The organism is Peribacillus sp. FSL K6-1552 (assembly GCF_038005205.1).
Taxonomy (GTDB): Bacteria; Bacillota; Bacilli; order Bacillales; family DSM-1321; genus Peribacillus; species Peribacillus butanolivorans.
This window is the reverse complement of sequence record NZ_JBBOST010000001.1, coordinates 934923-953447: the sequence shown is the minus strand read 5'-3', so window position 1 is coordinate 953447 and position 18525 is coordinate 934923. Positions and strand designations below refer to the sequence as shown.

At 37.4% G+C, this 18525-nt stretch carries 17 protein-coding genes and 1 pseudogene; 3 read left to right on the top strand and 15 right to left on the bottom strand.

Translation table 11 applies throughout. The features are described 5' to 3' along the window. Positions 1-443: 443 nt before the first annotated feature. Together NST21_RS04595 and NST21_RS04590 are read left to right on the top strand one after the other, a co-directional pair. A complete protein-coding gene (locus NST21_RS04595) occupies positions 444-1481 on the top strand; it encodes a serine hydrolase domain-containing protein (RefSeq protein WP_340887976.1) in 1038 nt (345 codons plus the stop codon). A gap of 22 nt (positions 1482-1503) precedes the next feature. Then, positions 1504-1917 (top strand): GNAT family N-acetyltransferase, encoded by a 414-nt coding sequence (locus NST21_RS04590; protein WP_340887974.1) that lies wholly within the window; start codon positions 1504-1506, stop codon positions 1915-1917. 154 nt (positions 1918-2071) lie between these two features. Here NST21_RS04590 and NST21_RS04585 read toward each other — a convergent pair. Then, a pseudogene (locus tag NST21_RS04585) lies at positions 2072-2374 on the bottom strand (IS1595 family transposase); the annotation flags it as partial. Positions 2375-2820: 446 nt separating this feature from the next. Between NST21_RS04585 and NST21_RS04580 the strand changes: the two are divergent. Next, positions 2821-3507: an ArsR/SmtB family transcription factor gene (locus tag NST21_RS04580; protein WP_340887972.1), complete on the top strand. Its 687-nt coding sequence runs from the start codon at positions 2821-2823 to the stop codon at positions 3505-3507. Positions 3508-3619: 112 nt separating this feature from the next. On the opposite strand, the gene NST21_RS04575 is transcribed toward NST21_RS04580, so the two are convergent. The 14 genes from NST21_RS04575 to NST21_RS04515 form a co-directional block, all read right to left on the bottom strand. Next, entirely contained in the window at positions 3620-4504 is an 885-nt protein-coding gene (locus NST21_RS04575) for a DMT family transporter (RefSeq protein ID WP_340887969.1), read from the bottom strand. A 423-nt stretch (positions 4505-4927) separates the two neighbouring features. Beyond that, positions 4928-6358: an MDR family MFS transporter gene (locus NST21_RS04570; protein ID WP_116821497.1), complete on the bottom strand. Its 1431-nt coding sequence runs from the start codon at positions 6356-6358 to the stop codon at positions 4928-4930. A gap of 61 nt (positions 6359-6419) precedes the next feature. Beyond that, entirely contained in the window at positions 6420-6992 is a 573-nt protein-coding gene (locus NST21_RS04565) for a TetR/AcrR family transcriptional regulator (protein ID WP_340887965.1), read from the bottom strand. A gap of 268 nt (positions 6993-7260) precedes the next feature. Continuing rightward, a complete protein-coding gene (locus NST21_RS28690) occupies positions 7261-7353 on the bottom strand; it encodes a putative holin-like toxin (protein WP_223305372.1) in 93 nt (30 codons plus the stop codon). Positions 7354-7669: 316 nt separating this feature from the next. After that, positions 7670-8647: a 5-oxoprolinase subunit C family protein gene (locus tag NST21_RS04560; protein ID WP_098175965.1), complete on the bottom strand. Its 978-nt coding sequence runs from the start codon at positions 8645-8647 to the stop codon at positions 7670-7672. Next, entirely contained in the window at positions 8648-9523 is an 876-nt protein-coding gene (locus NST21_RS04555) for a 5-oxoprolinase subunit B family protein (RefSeq protein ID WP_340887962.1), read from the bottom strand. 18 nt (positions 9524-9541) lie between these two features. Continuing rightward, positions 9542-11587, bottom strand: coding sequence for a sigma-54 interaction domain-containing protein (locus tag NST21_RS04550; RefSeq protein WP_340887961.1), 2046 nt, complete (start codon positions 11585-11587; stop codon positions 9542-9544). Between the two features lie 377 nt (positions 11588-11964). Then, positions 11965-12729, bottom strand: coding sequence for a LamB/YcsF family protein (locus NST21_RS04545; protein WP_340887959.1), 765 nt, complete (start codon positions 12727-12729; stop codon positions 11965-11967). A 5-nt stretch (positions 12730-12734) separates the two neighbouring features. Then, positions 12735-14090: an acetyl-CoA carboxylase biotin carboxylase subunit gene (locus NST21_RS04540; protein ID WP_340887958.1), complete on the bottom strand. Its 1356-nt coding sequence runs from the start codon at positions 14088-14090 to the stop codon at positions 12735-12737. A 31-nt stretch (positions 14091-14121) separates the two neighbouring features. Continuing rightward, the gene (locus NST21_RS04535) at positions 14122-14370 is read right to left on the bottom strand and encodes an acetyl-CoA carboxylase (protein ID WP_053344618.1); all 249 of its coding nucleotides are present in this window, start codon (positions 14368-14370) and stop codon (positions 14122-14124) included. Beyond that, complete coding sequence (locus NST21_RS04530; protein ID WP_340887957.1) at positions 14363-15361, bottom strand: 5-oxoprolinase subunit C family protein; 999 nt, start codon at positions 15359-15361, stop codon at positions 14363-14365. The genes NST21_RS04535 and NST21_RS04530 overlap by 8 nt, the downstream gene beginning before the upstream one ends. After that, positions 15358-16227, bottom strand: a complete 870-nt coding sequence (locus tag NST21_RS04525) for a 5-oxoprolinase subunit B family protein (protein ID WP_053344616.1) — start codon at positions 16225-16227, stop codon at positions 15358-15360. Before NST21_RS04525 ends, NST21_RS04530 begins: the two co-directional genes overlap by 4 nt. Before the next feature lie 335 nt (positions 16228-16562). After that, complete coding sequence (locus NST21_RS04520; protein ID WP_340887956.1) at positions 16563-17552, bottom strand: D-2-hydroxyacid dehydrogenase; 990 nt, start codon at positions 17550-17552, stop codon at positions 16563-16565. A 174-nt stretch (positions 17553-17726) separates the two neighbouring features. After that, complete coding sequence (locus NST21_RS04515; protein WP_053344614.1) at positions 17727-18488, bottom strand: class II aldolase/adducin family protein; 762 nt, start codon at positions 18486-18488, stop codon at positions 17727-17729. Positions 18489-18525 lie beyond the last annotated feature (37 nt).

Here is an 18525-nt window from a genome sequence, read left to right as displayed (position 1 = left end):
TTTCAGGACATGAAGATTTCGTGAAGTTTCAACTCCTCCTCCCCAGCCACGCTACCATATTAAACCATATATAAAGAATTCCTTATTCAACTAAACTGCCCCTTTAGCTCTATAAGAAAAAGGTTGCCCCAGCGGCCTCTTTTATTGAAGTTAAGCACCTGCTAGTTCATTAAGAAAAGGCATAGAAGGAAAGAAAAGAATTAACCATTTCCTGATAACATAACTAAGTCAAACAAGTACTTTATAACATTACCCATTCTCCAAACTATTACTGCTGAACTAATTGCAATCACAGCTAAACTTACAACTTTTATTAACTCTAATTTACCTTTATCGCCTGCCCTACATCTAATAAAATTATTTTGATTTATTTTACAAATAGATATAACAGAACGTATATTCGTGTTATATTTTATTTGATAATACTAACAAGGAGGATAATTGTGAAATTAAAAAACATTAACATTGAAGAACGAATGAAACATTATAATGTGCAAGGTTTAAGTATCACATTGCTTGAGGGCGGTGAAATTAGTGGAACAGAAAATTACGGCATATTAGAAGTGGAAAGCAATAGAAAAACAAATGAAGATTCTATTTTTAGTGCGTGTTCAATTAGCAAGTACTTAACAGGAATACTTGCTATGAAGCTAGTAGAGGAAGGACTTCTTGATTTAGATGATGATGTGAATGAAAGTCTTGTATCGTGGAAAGTACCAGAAAATGATTTTACTAAAAATAAAAAAGCGACATTGAGGAACTTACTAAGTCATCAATCTGGAATTAAAGACCCTGAAGGTAGTTTTCCTGAACTGAATTCAAAAATAGGGGTTCCTTCGATGGTTGAATTATTAGAGGGGAAAACTCCTTATTGTAAAACTCCTATTGACGTCAAGTGTGAACCAGAAAGTGAATTCCATTATTCGGATGCTGGTTTTTGTATCATTCAGCAACTGATAGAAGATGTTACTGAAAAACCGTTTCATCAAGTTATGAATGAGCAAATATTTGAACCATTAGGAATGGCAAATAGCCAATTCAATACATCAATGTTGGAAGTGGATAGACAAAATTTTTCTTGTGGTCACAACAAAAACGGTGAATTAGTAGATGGAAAATATCCTATATATCCTTATCCAGCGGCTTCTGGATTATGGACAACTTCTTTGAATTTAGCTGAATTAGTTCGTGAGTTAATGAATGCTGTAAAAGGAGAAAGCAAGGTTGGCATTTCGGAAAGTTTAGCAAAAGAAATGATAACCCCACAAAGAGGTAAAAGTTGGACTGGATTAGGTGTGTTTCTTGAAAGTTCTGAAAAAGAACTAGAAATTACATCACTTGGTTGGGGAGTGGGTTTTCAATGTATGATGGTGGCGTTTCCGTATTTAGAGAAAGGTGCGGTCATAATGACGAATGCAGAATTGGGTGTTCATCAAATGGAAGGTCTTATAGGAGAAATATATAAATCTCTTTTGTCTTAAAAAGCGTTAAGGGGGGAGAAATATGCAGATAGCCTTAGCAAATCCAACTCATATACCTGAAGTTGTGTCGTTCTTCAACGAAAATTCAGACCGCAATAACAGTGCGGTTTATTCTGAAGAGTTTTTATGTCCTCTTGGAATTAAAGCAGCCATAAGAAGAAAGCAAATGATAGTGGCAACAGTAGAAGGTCAAGTAGTAGGGGCTTTTCGGTTTTACCGAAAAAAAACACAAAACAAAATATCTTTATACCAATTTGCGATTAGTGAAATTTATCGCGGTCAAGGGTTATTAAAAAAGATGTTAAAAACGATAAATGATTTACCTATCATTTCACTATGTCCGACTGATTCCTATTTAAATGATTATTATGATAAATCAGGATGGTATTTACAAGAACAAAATGAGGAATTTAATGTGTGGATTTTTAATGACTGAACACGGTTTTCCTTTTATCTAATAAGTAGTATAGTCATTTTCTTCTTCACCTAGGGTGTTTAAGTAAAAAACGGACAGTAAAATACATGACCTTGGAGATACATTTCCCAGCTCATTTTTTATGTGCATTTTTATTTTCCTATAATCTTGGCACTTAGAATGCGAAGTTTCTCAGTCTTAACTTATCTGCAGTTTCCCAAGTTCCATGAACACTTGCCAAGATAAGCATTTGCATTTGCTTTTTCTTGCTCAAATCGCTTTCCATTTTCCTATTGTCGAGAAATTGAAACCACACTAAATAAAGTTGTAAATACTTCGTAGAAACACCATTAAAACGACTTATCCATTTCTTTAAACGGGAATGGTAATTATTAATATTATTGAGGTGGTAGATGCCTTTCTTTACATATTCTTTCTTACTGCCGTTTATGATGACGTGCTCCACTTCGTTATTAGATTTAACATAGCCAATAAGAAAAAGAGCTGCTTCCATTTAGCAACCAGGGACTGTACATTTGTTTTCAGCTAAAATGGACAACTCATTTACTCCCTATAAAAGAATAGCTCTTACTACTTTACAAATCTGCACGTTGTATTTTTCTGTACTACATTTCTTTTCCTTTTTGTTGTGCTACTGGATTCCAAATAAGGGACTGTAAAATAACCATGCCCTTCGTGATCTCTTTCGCTCTCAACACTGATAAATCCAGGCTACCTTCCAAATTCTATCACCTTATCTGCCATGCTTGCAGATCCTTTTGAAACGTGGTCTGTTCTTTGAGAAGTAAATATTTCTATAGTATAGGTGTTCATCATGTTCCCCCTTGGAATTGTTATTATTCATTGAAAACGATAGACACTACAACTATAATCGAAATGTGGAATGCAGAAAGGATGGTGAAAATGAATATAAATCCAAATGTAGCGGAAGTTGCTTTTCTCCTTGGAGAAACGTCGCGGGCAACAATTCTAACGAGTTTAATGGACGGACGTTTTCATACAGCCAGTGAATTAGCTTTTATGGCTGCGATAACACCTCAAACAGCCAGCTTTCACCTTTCTAAATTGATAGAAGGTAACCTTGTTAACGTTGAAAAACACGGACGTCATCGCTATTTCCAACTAGCAAATGGAGAAGTCGCGCGCATTTTAGAATCGTTCCTTGCGATTTCTCCGCCTCCTGAAGTGCGTTCTTTAAAACAATCTAGTCAGGTAAAATTGCTTCGGGAAGCAAGAACTTGCTATGACCATTTAGCAGGAAAATTAGGAGTCGATTTAACCGAATCGATGTTGAATGCTGGTTATTTGGAAAAAGAAGAAAGAGAATTTGTGGTTACACCTAAAGGAGAACAGTTTTTTACTGATTTCGGCCTTGATTTATGTATCTTAAAAAGAAAACGCCGCTCATTTTCTCACGCATGTCTAGACTGGAGTGAGCGTCATCATCATCTTGCTGGCTCTTTAGGACATGGACTTATGACACACTTTTTTGAATTAGGTTGGATAATTCAAGTTCCATCAATTCGCGCTGTTAAAGTCACAGATAAAGGAAAAGTAGGGTTTAAACAAGCTTTTAATATAAATGTGTAATTTAACAGCGGAGAAAAACCCCTCCTTAGTTCACAGATAAGAGAAACTTATTTTTTTCTGAACACTATGAGGGGTTACATTTGCGCTTGAATGCTTAGAGCAAACGATTTATTTATAAAGCTCTTTTAACTTGGTTATTTTTCTGCTGGAAATTTCTATTTACAAGATAGACACCAATTATAATAAACAAGCCACCAACTATGATTGAAGGGTATAACGTCTCCCCTAATAGTAACCAGCCAGATAATACACCAAAGAAAGGTGCCAAAAATAAAAAGGCACTCGTTTTTCCTGGATCACCCTTTTGTAAGAGATAATACCAGACGGCAAATTGAACAATAGAAGACATAATACTTAACCATAATAAAATGAACAATGAATTACCGTTCAAAATGAAGACTGGTTTTTCAAGAATAAAGCTGCTAAGTAAAAGTAGTAATCCACCAAAAAACATCTGATAAGCAGATAGAACCCACGTATCGAAAAACAATCCCCATTTTTTAACTAATAATGTTGAAATTGCCCAAAAAACAGCAGAAAGAATGCCAAAAAGAATACCAATCTTAAATTCAATTTGCGTTCCCATTGTAATGCTTACTCCTACTAATCCTAAAAGAACACCAATCCATTGATAAAGTTTATAGCGCGTTTGTAAAAATACGGTACCGAATAGAACAACAAGTAAAGGGTTAGTGAATGTTAGAATTGAGGATTCACTAGCTGTAATGGTTCGTAAACTTAAGAAAATACACCCCATAACACCGGCTGTTTGGAAAGTACCAATAATAAGCATCTTTATCCAGTTTCTTTTAGATTCTGGGTGCGGTCTTTTTAAAGCGATAACGATTACTACCATTAAGAGTCCGGCAAGTGTGAAGCGTAATGCTGCTAATAACAACGGGGTTGAATAAGACAAACCTATTTTACCTACAGCAAAAGAAGAACCCATTAAAAATGTTGTTAAGAGTATTAACAGTGTAAATTTAAAAGTATTCATTTTTTTATCTCCCTACATATTATAATGACCAACCTGTGCCTATTATAACTTCTGAATATTTCAGCTGTGATCGAAATATGGAATGCAATGGAGATAAAATAAAACTGGTTAAATCTAAGTTATTCGAATTGGCTTCTCTGCTTAGAGAACCTTTACATGCTCAATACTAACTAATTTAATGAATGGGCTTTTCCTTACAGCTAGTGAATTTTGTTAAGCACAAAACGACAAAGGCGCTTCATAATCTTTTTGTTTCTATCCAGAGGGATGACAAGTGGTTGACCCTTATTCCTCTAAAATTTTATATGTTTTCTTGTTCTCAAAATCAATCCTTTAACAGAGCCAAACAAACAATAAAAAAGCCAGACAGAGAAACTCCATTCTCTGCTGGCTTCTTTATGTTATTACGTTAAGAGGTCTTCCTTATTTATCGCGAGCTGTTTTAATAAAGAACGACACAATCAAACCGACGATTGCAAGGACTAGCCCGAAAACAAAGGCATCCTGAACACCTGCAGTCAATGAACCGCTAATGGTTGATGGGTCAAATGGGTCTTCTACACTAGCCATATAGTTTTTTTGAGATGCTGACATGATGGTAATAGCAACCGTCGTACCAATGGCTCCCGATACTTGTTGTAATGTATTCATAAGAGCCGTTCCATCTGGATAAAGATTTTTCGGCAGTTGATTCAGCCCATTTGTCTGAGCAGGCATCATGACCATCGAAACACCAATCATAAGGAAAGTATGCATGACGATTACCATAATGATAGAGGTTTCAGTCGTTACGTTCGTCAAAGTCCATAACATAGCAATCATGATAATAAAGCCTGGAATCACTAGCCCTCTTGGTCCAAATTTATCAAAAATGCGCCCCGTAATTGGAGACATGAAACCATTCAGTACGCCACCCGGTAAAAGTACAAGCCCTGCTGAAAACGCAGCTAATGCTAGCCCAGTTTGCAGGTATAATGGTAATAGGATCATAGATGACATGATAATCATGAAGGTAATGAAGACGGTTATTAACCCTAGCGTGAACATAGGATATTTAAAAACACGCAAGTCAATCATCGGTTTATCCATGTTGAATTGTCTTACAGCAAACAGGAATAGTGCTACAAGGCCTACAATGATCGAGGATAGAACGATCGCATTTCTCCATCCTTGATCTCCTACAATACTAAAGCCATAAACAATTCCCCCAAAACCAATGGTCGATAAAATAATGGATGGTACATCGATTTTAGGCTTGGTGATCGTTGAAACATTTTGCATATATTTGAGACCAAATAGCAAAGCGATCACAAAGAACGGCAAAGACACCCAGAAAATAAAATGCCAAGTCAGATTTTCGATGATCAAACCTGAAACTGTCGGTCCGATGGCTGGTGCAAACATGATCACGAGCCCCATCAACCCCATGGTTGCTCCCCTTTTATGAATTGGGAAAATTACCAAGATGGTATTAAACATAAGCGGAAGTAAAAGTCCCGTTCCTACTGCCTGGATGACACGAGCTAGCATTAATAGGCCGAAACCAGGTGCTATTGCAGCAATGAGCGTTCCGATAATAGAGAACACCATTGATGCAATGAATAATTGACGAGTATTAAACCACTGAATCAAGAGCCCCGAAACTGGAACCAATATCCCCAATGTTAATAGATACCCCGTTGTCAGCCATTGCACAGTAGAAGGACTAACATTGAATTCCTGTATTAAATCGCCAAGTGCCATATTTAAAGCTGTCTCACTAAATAACCCAATGAACCCTGCAATTAAAAAAGAGATTAATATAGGGGTCGTTCTAATGACTGGGTTTTGTTGCTGTGTTGCATCTGTAGACATAAAAAATTCCTCCAATTACTAACTGCATCGACCTAAGCCTATAATAATTTTTCCGTATGACTTATTTATTTATCAACAATATTGGTATCTGCTCCGCAATAGCGTGGAGAGGTTCCCCACTTTTCGCCGTTAAAGCTAAAAGAATACCACCTTCTATTAAAGCGTTAATGACGATACTCAAATCCTTAGACCGCTTCTCACTGTATCCTGCCTCATGTAATTTTTTCACATAAATAGATTGCCAATCCGTTACAGCTTCTTGACAGGCCATTCTTATAGGCTCACTTGTCGTATATGTTTCAGCCGCTATTGTTCCGATTGGCAAGCCTAAAAGATTACCATTTTCGCCAAAAACCTCGGATAATTGATAAATATGAGCCTGAATTGCTTTAATAGGGTCTTCAATTTCATCAAATTCTCGCTGAATTTCACCTACAACCATTTCTTTTGTATGATTAATCGCCTCAATAGCCAATTCTTCTTTTCCTTTAGGAAAATAATGATACAGCGAGCCTTTAGGAATACCACTTTCCTCAATAATGTCCTTAAGCCCTACACCATAATATCCACGTATTCGAAAAAGTCGAGAAGCAGCTTCAATCAGAACTTCTTTTGAGCTACTTTTGTCTGCCATAGCTGAATCACTCCTTAAAATTATATCAACCGGTCTATTAGAACTATACTGACACATCATTTTTTTGTCAATGTAGATAGCAACAATGATAGGATTTTCTTTGATTCAGGCATACCTATCAATAACAAAAAGAACACCTCATTGGGTGTTCTCTGCAAGTAAAAAGAATCGTAAAACTTTTACCATCCTTAGGACACTGGCCTTTTTAATAAAAACATTTCCATCAATAGAATAGCGGACTATCGTTTAAAAACATATATCGTTATCTTCAAGGATTCTTGTCATGATTTTTAAAATCAAGAATAGCAATTACAAACATGCCAAAGCTTAGCATTAGGGAAAGAACTTCAAAAGTACCCACTCATACATCGCCTCCTTACATCAAGCATTTCCTGATCAGAGATTGTCCTATACAGGAAAACATGAAGTACTGGCATTTCAACGGCAATAGTGCATTAATAATAAAAAAAGAGCACACCCAGTAAGAGTGTGCTCTCGTAATAATCATGTTCATTGAAAAATCGAAAGTTCATATTAATAGGAAGTTGACTTCAATCTAAACTCTGACTAGAAGCTCTTGATTTCCGCTTCTGCTATCGAGTTATTTTGAGCCTCTTCATTTAATACTCATACATCCTGCTCCAGTTATTATTTTGGTACAAAGTTTAAGTCATTACTTACCTTTTAATAAGACCGACCAGCGTTTCCATCCTTTTTCTTCTTTCTGCTCGCGCTTGGATGGCCTGGTCAATAGTAACTGTGATGAAGTGACATTTCGATAAAGGTCTAGATTGAGAAATTAAATCTAAATCTTGGCTTATGACGGTTCCTATTGTAACAAACCCCCCTCCTGTCATTGCATCATTATGTAAAACAATCAGTTCTTCCTCATTTGTAAACATAATAGATCCTATAGGATACGCAAAATCAACAACATTCGAAAAACTAGTTCCTGCACCGAATGGTGGATATTGCTCAGTGAATGACACTCTTGGGCCAGTATATCGGTAAGCAACCCGGTTGGATTCATGCGAAACGATCCATTCCGAATTGAGGAAAGTTTTTAACCCTTGATCGCTCAATAAGTAACCCGATAACCCCATCGTGACACGTAATTCTTGAAAATCATTAAAGGTTGGGACGAATTCTAGTGGAGCAGATTTACCAACCTGTTTTGAAGCCCCTGGCAATGGTTCATTAATCTGTATTCTATCGCCTACGGCTAACTTTCTGCCATCAAAGCCGCCAATCTGGCTTAGTTCGTAGGTTGATTTACTACCTAAAACATCTTGAACCTTTATGCCACCAGAGATACTTAAATAACTTTTCACCCCTTGTTGGCAAGCTTTTATCGTTAAAATGTCTCCTTCTTTTACTTGGTGGGTTTCCCAGAAAGATAATCGTTGGTGATTTAAGTATGCTTCCATTGGAGCACCTGTAAGGGCAATAATTAAATTTCTATGAAATTCAAACTCTCCCCCTAATAATGTCATCTCAAGTGATGCAAACTCAGCTGGATTTCCTACAAGTAGGTTCCCAATAATAAATGAATATTTATCAGCTGCTCCTGATGGCGGTACGCCCAGATGATACTTCCCTACGCGTCCCATGTCCTGTACCGTTGTCCATAACCCAGGCTCCTTAATTTCTATCATTTAAAAATCCTCCATGAGCTCATCGATATACTTTTTTCCTTTTTGTACATATTCAAGTGGAGAAAGATCAATTTCTTTTACTTTATTATGATACGTTCCAGCACGTACGCTGCTTTCGATCTCATTATATTCAGATTCCTTAACAGGACGATACTTCCATATATCTCCTGGTCTTGCCAAAAAAGAAGTCTCTTCTAATGGGTTTGTTTTATCTACTAAAGGGATAGCTGATCGTCCTATTAGTTGATAGCTACCTGGTCCATTGACTGGATAAATCACATTGAATGCACCACCTATACCAATGCCTCTTTCCGGCGTTTCTGTACGGGGACTATTATATTTTGGTGCTTGAATGATCTCTTTTGGCTGCAATCCAAGCGGAAAATGCCAACCCGTTCCTGGCAGAAATCCAACCATCGTAATTAAATAGGGTGTCTCTGAATGAGATTTTATAAAAGATTCTTTGTCGGTAAACCCATTTACTTTCATCACATATTCAAAGTCTGTTAAGTCAGGGGCAGGGTGTCTGCTCTTAAAACGCATGGAATATTCTCTTGACACTGGATCGTCGTACCATGCTGGTATTTCTACTATTCGTACTGATAAATTTAACTTTTCAGGATTGCTTTTCGTCAAATCTATTTCTTTTAAATAGTCCAGCAAATCTCTTGCTGAGACGATGTCCGGGTTATACCGAACTAAATAGGAGGCATTGGATGAAACAATATCAATAACGCCTGGAATCTCTCTTTTTCTCAGCTCCTCCGTCACCGCAATTGCTTTAAAGTTACTCTCAATCCTCATATCACGAGAAATCTCAGCATATATGTATTCGTCTCCACCGAAATTAAAATGAGTTTCAGGCAAATTAAACAATAATTGTCGCCCCCTTTATTATTTCAGCTTTTTCATCCGCCTGCTTATTGTCGCAGGACTAACACCTAGTACTTTAGATAATTTATCGGCAGTGCCGTATTTTTGCATCCCTCTTTGAATAAGTTGAGTTTCTAATTCTTCTACCGCTTCTTTAAGTGGCATTATTTCTAAAACCATTAGTTGTGTTTTCTTTTTTTGAACTTCCCCGTACAGAAATTTCAATGCATGCTCTCGTTTTATCCATTCTCCCTCGCCCAATAACGTTAATCGCTCCACTATATTTTGAAGTTCTCTTACATTTCCCGGCCATGCATATGTCTCTAAAACTTCAATAGCTTCTGGTGTGAAGCTTTTCTTGATATCATACATTTTTTTAAATTGTTCCAGAAAATAAATGGCCAAAGGAAAGATATCTTCTTTTCGCTCACGTAATGGCGGAATACTAAATGGAATAACATATAATCGGTAGTATAAATCCTCCCTGAATTCACCTTGGTTCACCAACTCTCGTAAATCCTTATTCGTTGCCGTTATAATTCGAACATTTACAGGTTTCGGCTGGGTCCCGCCAATTCTAGTCACTTCTCGTTCCTGCAACACACGTAATAGCTTCACTTGCATATTTAAAGGGAGTTCACCAATTTCATCGAGAAAAAGCGTGCTGTTATCAGCAATCTCAAACAAGCCTGCTTTCCCATTTTTATCTGCACCAGTAAATGCCCCTTTCTCATAACCGAACAATTCACTTTCTATGAGATTCTCTGGAATTGCACCGCAGTTAATCCGAACTAGCTGCTTGTTACTCCGTGGACTGGCTGAATGGATATGGTGAACAAATACTTCTTTCCCAACACCGGATTCACCTTCGAGTAAAATTGTCGAATTAAATTGGGCTACTCTCTTTATCTCTACTACTAAGCGCTCAATCGTTTTCGAACGATAAACAAGTTGTTTTTCGTTAATGTTTAAATCATCATGATATTGTAGCGGTTGAAAACCTTCGTCCGATTGATCTAAAATTGAGGATCTTTCTTGTGTAATGTCCCTTGAAAGTACAACTACTTTTTCTAATTTCCCTTCGTGGTATACCGGGGTTGCGACCGACCAGACTCTACTTTTCCCCATGGAATCCTGAATCGATGTAACCTTTTTCATTTGTTTCTTGCATAGTTCAAAAACATTAGGCTGAAAAATGTTTTTTCTAGTAAACTCACTTATATGCTTACCAATTATGTTTTCTGGATTATCCACTTTCCAAAAATCGTGAAGAAACATACCCGCTACTCGAATGATGTTGCCGCCTTCGTCAATGACGAGTATTTGTTCCTGGGAAGAAGCATATACCGTTTGTAAATCAGAATTCAGATTTCGAACAAAGTCTAATTCTTTAACAGAATCCTCGAAAACTTCACGCGAGAAAAAAATATGTATGAGTCCTTTTATTTTATCTTCCATTCTTAAGGGGTAAAAATTCCCTACTGTATGTTTAAAGTTAATAGAGGCGTTCACATTTATAAGAGTTTCCCCAGTCATGACTCTATCAAGATTTTTATCGATAGTTAAAAGCATTTTATAGTCTCGAAACTGTAAAAATGAACGGTGAAGACCTAAAATACTTTCTGCTGTTTCATTAATGTATTCTATTTGGTAATCGATATTCGTTCGGACAATTCCTACTCCAGCTCCATGTAAAAGGAGATTTAAATCCTTCAAATTCAACTCACTGATTTTATTCCGTGCTTGTTCAATTGTAGTGTAGCCGACAATTTCTCCATTAGCATCTTCCCCTATAATCAGAGAAACGTTATGGAAAAATTCAACAGGCGTGAACTGTGGGACTTTTAAAATATCATTTTTATAGCTAATCGGCTGTGATAAGTCTTCCTTTTGAGCAATTTGGTGCATTAGAATCTCCATTGTGCTATAGCCCACTAAAGACCCCTTATCCTTTATAAACACAATATTCGCTTTATGACCTGATAATTTTTGAATGACAGATCCAATAGTGCTCTGAATATTAACATATACTGAAATCGGTTTAAGAATATCGTTCCAAATAATCAACTTACTCACCCCTCCCGATAACTAAATCTTTATTTTATTATACTTTTTATAGATAAAGATATGAATTCAGAAGTATTTTAATATATATATTATTTTGATTATTAGGTCGATTATATCTTTTATTAAGTATCTGAAATTTCAACGACAAGTGAAAGAACTAAGGCTTAGTTTGAGAAGTTTACAAATTAATTGAAGAGTGTCTAGAGGGATACAATTACAATACAATTCGTTATATTGGGGGCTAAACAGAATGACTCCGGCATTCAATACCGGAGTCATCTACTAGTCGACTAATCTATAAATCCTTTTTAAAGAGCATATTTCAATATTTAAAGGTCAACTACTATACCAATATACATTTTAGGACCAGTACCTTACTAGATAATCTTTTTAATAGGTACAATCTCGACGCCGCCCTCTTTTAAAGCTTCTACAACCTTTTTAGCCAGAGTTGGCGCTCCTGGTGTATCTCCATGAATACAAATGGTCTCTGCTTTAATGGAAACATCTTTTCCATCGTGTGTGATGACTCTTCCTTCTTTGACCATACGAACAACTCGCTGCGCCATTTCTTCATAATCATTGATTTGTGCGCCTGTTCTCGTTAACAAAATGGATCCGCTTTCAGTATGCTCCCGGTCAGCATAAGCTTCTTTTGCAACAGGGACACCCATTTTTATCGCTTCTTCCATCACTTCAGATTGGCTAAGCGCAAATATGACCATTTTTGGATCAATAGCATGAATTGCTTCTAATATTGCTCGTGCTATAGTCTTATCTTCCATTGCTTTCATAAATAAAGCTCCGTGTGGTTTACAATGCTGGATTTTGACATCTGCTGCAGCGCTGAATTCTCTTAAAGCACCTACTTGATACATCACATAGTCTTTAATTTCTAAGGGTGTACAGGTCATGAAGCGACGACCGAAGCCCAATAAATCAGGAAACCCTGGATGCGCACCAATCCCAACATCATATTTCTTTGCTAGTTCCACTGTTTTTCTCATAACATGGGGATCTCCGGCATGAAAACCACATGCAATATTAGCCGAGGTAATGGACTGCATTAATTCTTCATCATTACCTAATTCATAAAGACCGAAGCTTTCACCCATATCACAGTTCAAATCTACCTTAAACATTGTTTTCACCCCTCAAGCACTTGAATTTTATTTTCTGCTAAAAATTGAGTCGTATAATTACCACCTATAAACTGGTTATTTTTCATGATTTGTTTTAAAAGCATGAGGTTTGTTTTAACTCCCTGTACGTCAATCTCATCAAGCACTCGCTGCATTTTTTCGATTGCTTGATCACGTGTGATGCCGTGTACAATAATTTTACCGATCATCGGATCATAAAAAGGGGTCACCGCACTGCCTTCAATGATGCCAAAATCAAACCTTACATCGTTTTCAGGTAATTTCAACCTAGAAATTACTCCAGGACTAGGAAAGAAAGTATTAGGATCCTCTGCATAAAGTCTGCATTCAATCGCGTGTCCTGTTTTGTTTATCTCTTCCTGTGTGATTGTCAGTTTTTCCTTTGCAGCAATTTTTAACTGTAGTTCAACTAAATCCAGTCCCGTTATTTCTTCAGTTACTGGGTGTTCTACTTGCAGACGAGTATTCATTTCAAGAAAATAGAAATTTTGATTTTCATCAAAAATGAATTCCATTGTGCCTACATTTGTATAGTCTATTTGTTTTACACCTCGAATGGCTGCATCTAACAATTCTTTTCTAAGGGTATCATTTAGAAATGGTGAAGGGCTTTCTTCTATCACCTTTTGATTTCGGCGCTGGACTGAACATTCCCGTTCAAATAAATGTAAGACATTTCCGTATGTATCAGCGACAATTTGCACTTCAATATGGCGGGGTTTTGAAATCCATTTTTCTAAAAAGACAGTTCCATCCTTAAAAAATGAAGTAGCTTGTTGCTTCGTCGCATCAAACACTTTTATTAGCTCGGCATCATTTTGAACAAGCTGCATCCCAATACCACCACCACCGGCGCTAGCTTTTAACATGAGCGGGTAACCAAGATCGTTCGCAATCAGCAATGCTTCATCAACTGACTCAATGCTTTTATCCGTACCTGGCACAACCCTTACGCCCGCCTTTTGCATTTGGGTACGAGCTTCAAGCTTACTGCCCATAATATGTATTGTTTCCGCAGAGGGACCGATAAAGACAATGTTTTCTTCCTCACATCTGCGTACAAATTCCGGATTTTCAGATAAGAATCCATACCCAGGATGAATAGCATCGGCATGTGTTTCTTTTGCTACCTGAATCACTTTTTCAATATCAAGATAACTCTTTTTCGCTTGAGCCGGACCTATGCATACAGCTTCAGTCGCTTCACTGACATAAGGAGCCTCTGCATCGGCTTCGGAGTAGACAGCGACTGTTTGAATGCCTTCCTTATTACATGTACGAATAATTCTCCTAGCAATTTCCCCTCTGTTTGCAATCAGCACCTTTTTAAAATAGCCCATTTACTTTTCCTCCTTCCTTCCACAAAAATGATTACTGTTCAATGATTACCGCTATTTCCTGTCCAGCGTCTAGAAGGTCCTCGTCCTCAACAAAGAATTGCGCAAGAACCCCATCTGTTTCTGCTTTAATTTCATAGAAGTTTTTCATAACTTCCACCATAGCAAGAACATCGCCTGTCTTAACTGTATTTCCTTCTTTTACGTACACGTCTTTATCAGGCGCTGGTTTGCGATAAAATACTCCTGGGATTGGTGATAGAACTGTTTTTTGTTCAGCCATGATTGATTCCCCCTATTTGTCCTAATACTTGTATTTTCATTTGATTGATTTTATCTTTGTATAATTTTCTCGCCTCAAGGGCTTCATTAATATCAACAGCAACAAACCGAACCTTCTCATTTGTTTTAATTTGAGCCATCTTGTCTAAATCCGTACTAATAATTGTACAAATCGTCGCATAGCCTCCACCTGTCACAGCATCGTTTAACAAAGCAATCGGTTCGACACCATCTGGTACTTGAATGGATCCGATTGGATACCCTAGATCAACCACATTAGAAGGGTTGCTACCGGCACCAAATGGTTGTTCACGCTCTACGAAATTCAAACGCTCCCCTTTAAAACGGTAGCCAACACGGTTTGCTTCCGTTGTAACCGTCCAATCGATGGAGAAAAAGCGTTTTTTACTTTCTTCAGTCAGACGATAACTGCACAATCCTACAACAACACGAATCTCATTCGTTTTTGAGAAGACCGGAATTAATTCATCACTTATCCGTGTTCCAATCGCAATCTTTGATTGGTTAGCATTACCGATTTTCAAATGGTCCCCAGCTTGGAGTGGCCTTCCTTCGAAACCTCCAATTCCGCACAAAGTATATGTGGACCGTGATTCCATAATAAGCGGCACTTCAATTCCGCCAGCTGCCGCTAAATACACCCGGGCTCCTTGTTTAACAAAATCAAATGACAGCACATCTCCAGCCTTAACTTCTAAAGTTTCCCACATTGGAACATACTGATCATTAATCTTTGGCGGTATTTCCCCTCCTGCAATAGCAACGGTTACATCTTGTTGAAATTCTAAGACTGGCCCCATATAAGTAATCTCGAGAACAGCTGCATTTTCATCATTCCCAACAAGTAAGTTGCTTGCTCTGTATGAGTATTTATCCATTGCTCCCGATGGTGGCATCCCCACTTCATAAAAGCCAATTCTTCCATAATCTTGAATAGTCGTTTGAAGTCCAGGATTAATAACTTTAATCATGCATATAACCTCCTTATCACAGATTCTGAAAACGCATTTGGATTTTCGAGAACATCTTTCGGTTTAAAGGTGATATCCTTCGTCAAATATCGGAATTCCCCATTTTCAACTTGTTTTCGAATATCTTCATATTCCTCCATCGAAATGCTTCGATATCTAAAAACATCCCCTTGTCTAGGGAAGGTCATTGACTCTTTAAAATCATGTAAACGCTGCTCTTTTTCAAAAATCGGTGCTGCAGCAGTTCCAAACAATTGATAACCACCTGCACCTTGTACCGGATAAATAACAGCAAATGAACCGCCGAATCCGAATGCTCTCTCTGGCGTATATGTTCGAGGGCGGACATATTTAGGTGCCTCGATTTGCTTCTCGTTTGGAACCATTTGATAGCACCATGGCAACCCCGGTACAAAACCTATCATCGACACAAGATAAGGGGCATCCGTAATTGATTTAATTAAATCTTCTTTTGATTGAAAGCCATTTGTATGTGCCACATATTCAATATCTGTTGATGTTGGATCCTGATGTCGATCTCTAAAACGCATTAATGCCTCATGTGTCCAAGGGTCTTCAAATAAAATGGGTACATCAACTGCACGTGCAGTTATTTCAAAGTTCTCCAACGTAACATCTTGTTCAAGTTCTTTCAATTTTGAAATTAAATCATCTGGATGAATGAGATCTGGATTAAACCGAATCATATAAGAAGCATTGGATGGACAAATATCCAGTATTCCTGATACCTTTTTTTCTCGTAACGCCTTAGTAATTGCCATTGCTTTAAAATTCGTTTCAAGACTCATTGCCTCAGCTAATTCAACAAAAATAAACTCATCACCGCCATATTCGTAACGGGTCAATGGACTTCACCTCATTTATTGGATTTATACAAGAACGTTGCAATATTCATGCCAAAACTGATAATCATATTATTTATCGATTTTTCAGACTATTAAACTGATAAAACGTCTAAATACCTTTCGTAATATTTCAATATTGAAATATCATCTTTCATAAATGCAATATATTAATAAATTACTAGATCATAAGGTCTAAAATATAAAAAAGACCACAAAGCGTTTTAGGCTTTTGCAGTCTCTCACATTTATGACTCTTGTTTCACATGTAAAATTTGAATTTTTCATATCCTCAAAAAAATATCTATAATGTATTTTTATCAACGAGCCCATTACTACTAATAACCCAGCTGTTTATGAACGACGTTTATCAGTGGCTTCCCCTCAGAAAAAAGCTTTAAATTTTGCAAAAATAACTCCATCACACGATCTAGATGTTTTGAAGAGTTGTATGCGTTATGTGGAGAAACTATTACATTTTCAAGCTGCCAAAAAGGATGATCTTTAGGTAAAGGCTCTACTTCAAACACATCAAGTGCTGCACCAGCTATGTGCCCATTGCTCAAACATTCAATTAAATCTCCATCGACAATGGTATTTCCGCGACCAACATTAACTAAGTAACTACCTTTTTTCATTTTATTTAACCGTTCTTTATTAAAAAAATAAGAGGTCTCTTTGGTAAATGGGAGAGCTAATACAATAAAATCTGATAGAGAAAGTACTTCATCCACTTGATCCATGCCCATAATCAAATCAGCAGGTTCATATTCTTTGTTCCTTTTGTCGGGGTTCCGACGACATCCTATCACTTTCATTCCAAGTACTTTACATCTTTTTGCAATTTCAAAGCCAATGTCGCCATACCCGATTATGCCCACTGTTGCATTTTCAAGGTCCGTCACAGGAATTTCAACCCAATTTTTATTTATTTGATTTCGGATTATTGTATGCACACCTCTCGCTAGCGAAGATAACATGGCAATTGTATGCTCGGCAATCGGAACAGACGTGCAGCCTTTTACATTGGTGATGATGATATCGCTGTTTTGAATGTCTTCATTCAGCATGGCCTCCATTCCCGCACTATCTGAATGGATCCATTTAATCTTTGGAGCCTTTTTAAGTATGTTAAGATTATCGTGAAGTCCCGACGTATAGAGGACATCGAACTTTGATAAATCTACAGTTGCCTGTGGTTCAGGTTCGCCGAATTCCCATGGTTCGACAACAACTTCAGAACAAATCTCTTTAAACTTGTTTATGTATTTTTCCGGTATATCGACCCTTACATAAAGTGAAGGAGCTGCTTTCTTAGAACTGGGCATTATTAAACCTCCTCAAGAACCTATTGATTCCTTTTTTATTCATTGCAGGGGCGACAATCTGTGAATTTGAATTCTTCTTCTAATTCATTCCATCTTCATTACAATAGGTGAAGCCCAACCAAGAGCTTCACCGTTTGATTCTTTTTATCTTCTTTCTGGAATTACTTTTTATGTTCACTTCAAGAAATCTGGTTGCTCTTTTCTAATTCTATCCCAAAGAGGTTGAAAACTCAGCCATCCCTCATATTCAGTTCCCGTTTGTTCTGCTGTTAATTTGGCATACTCCTCTTCTATAAAAATGGGCTTACCTACAGATTCAGCCATAATCTGTGCTTGACATGAACGTTCCATGGTTATGAACCACCAAGCAGCTGAGTCTACAGATTGGCCCACTGTTAACAACCCATGGTTGCGGAGAATGACAGCTTTGTATTGACCTAGAGCCCTAGCGATGCGTTTCCCTTCTTCAGATGCATACACCACACCAGTAAAATCATCAAATAATGCATGGTCATTATAGAATTGGCAGGCGTCTTGCGTAATCGGATCTAGTAATCTCCCTAAAGAAGACCATGTCTTTCCATAGACCGAATGAGCATGTGCCGCTGCAATGGCATCCGGTCGAGCTTTATGAATTTCTGAATGAATGGCAAAGGCAGCACCATTCACTGAATGTTCACCCTCTACAATATCACCTTTATGATTAACCAATATAAGATCTGAAACGGAAATTTGACTAAAATGCATCCCAAACGGATTGACCCAGAAATGGTCTGTATATTTAGGATCACGAACCGTAATATGTCCAGCTATCCCCTCGTCGAAACCAAATTTTGAAAAAAGACGGAATGAAGCTGCCAATCTTTCTTTCCGATGATTACGTTCTTCTTCCAATGTATTGAATGTTGCTGGTTCCAAGGAAATTGTCTTTGTCATTTTTCTTTCCCCCTTAAATCATTTTTTGCTTGTTTGG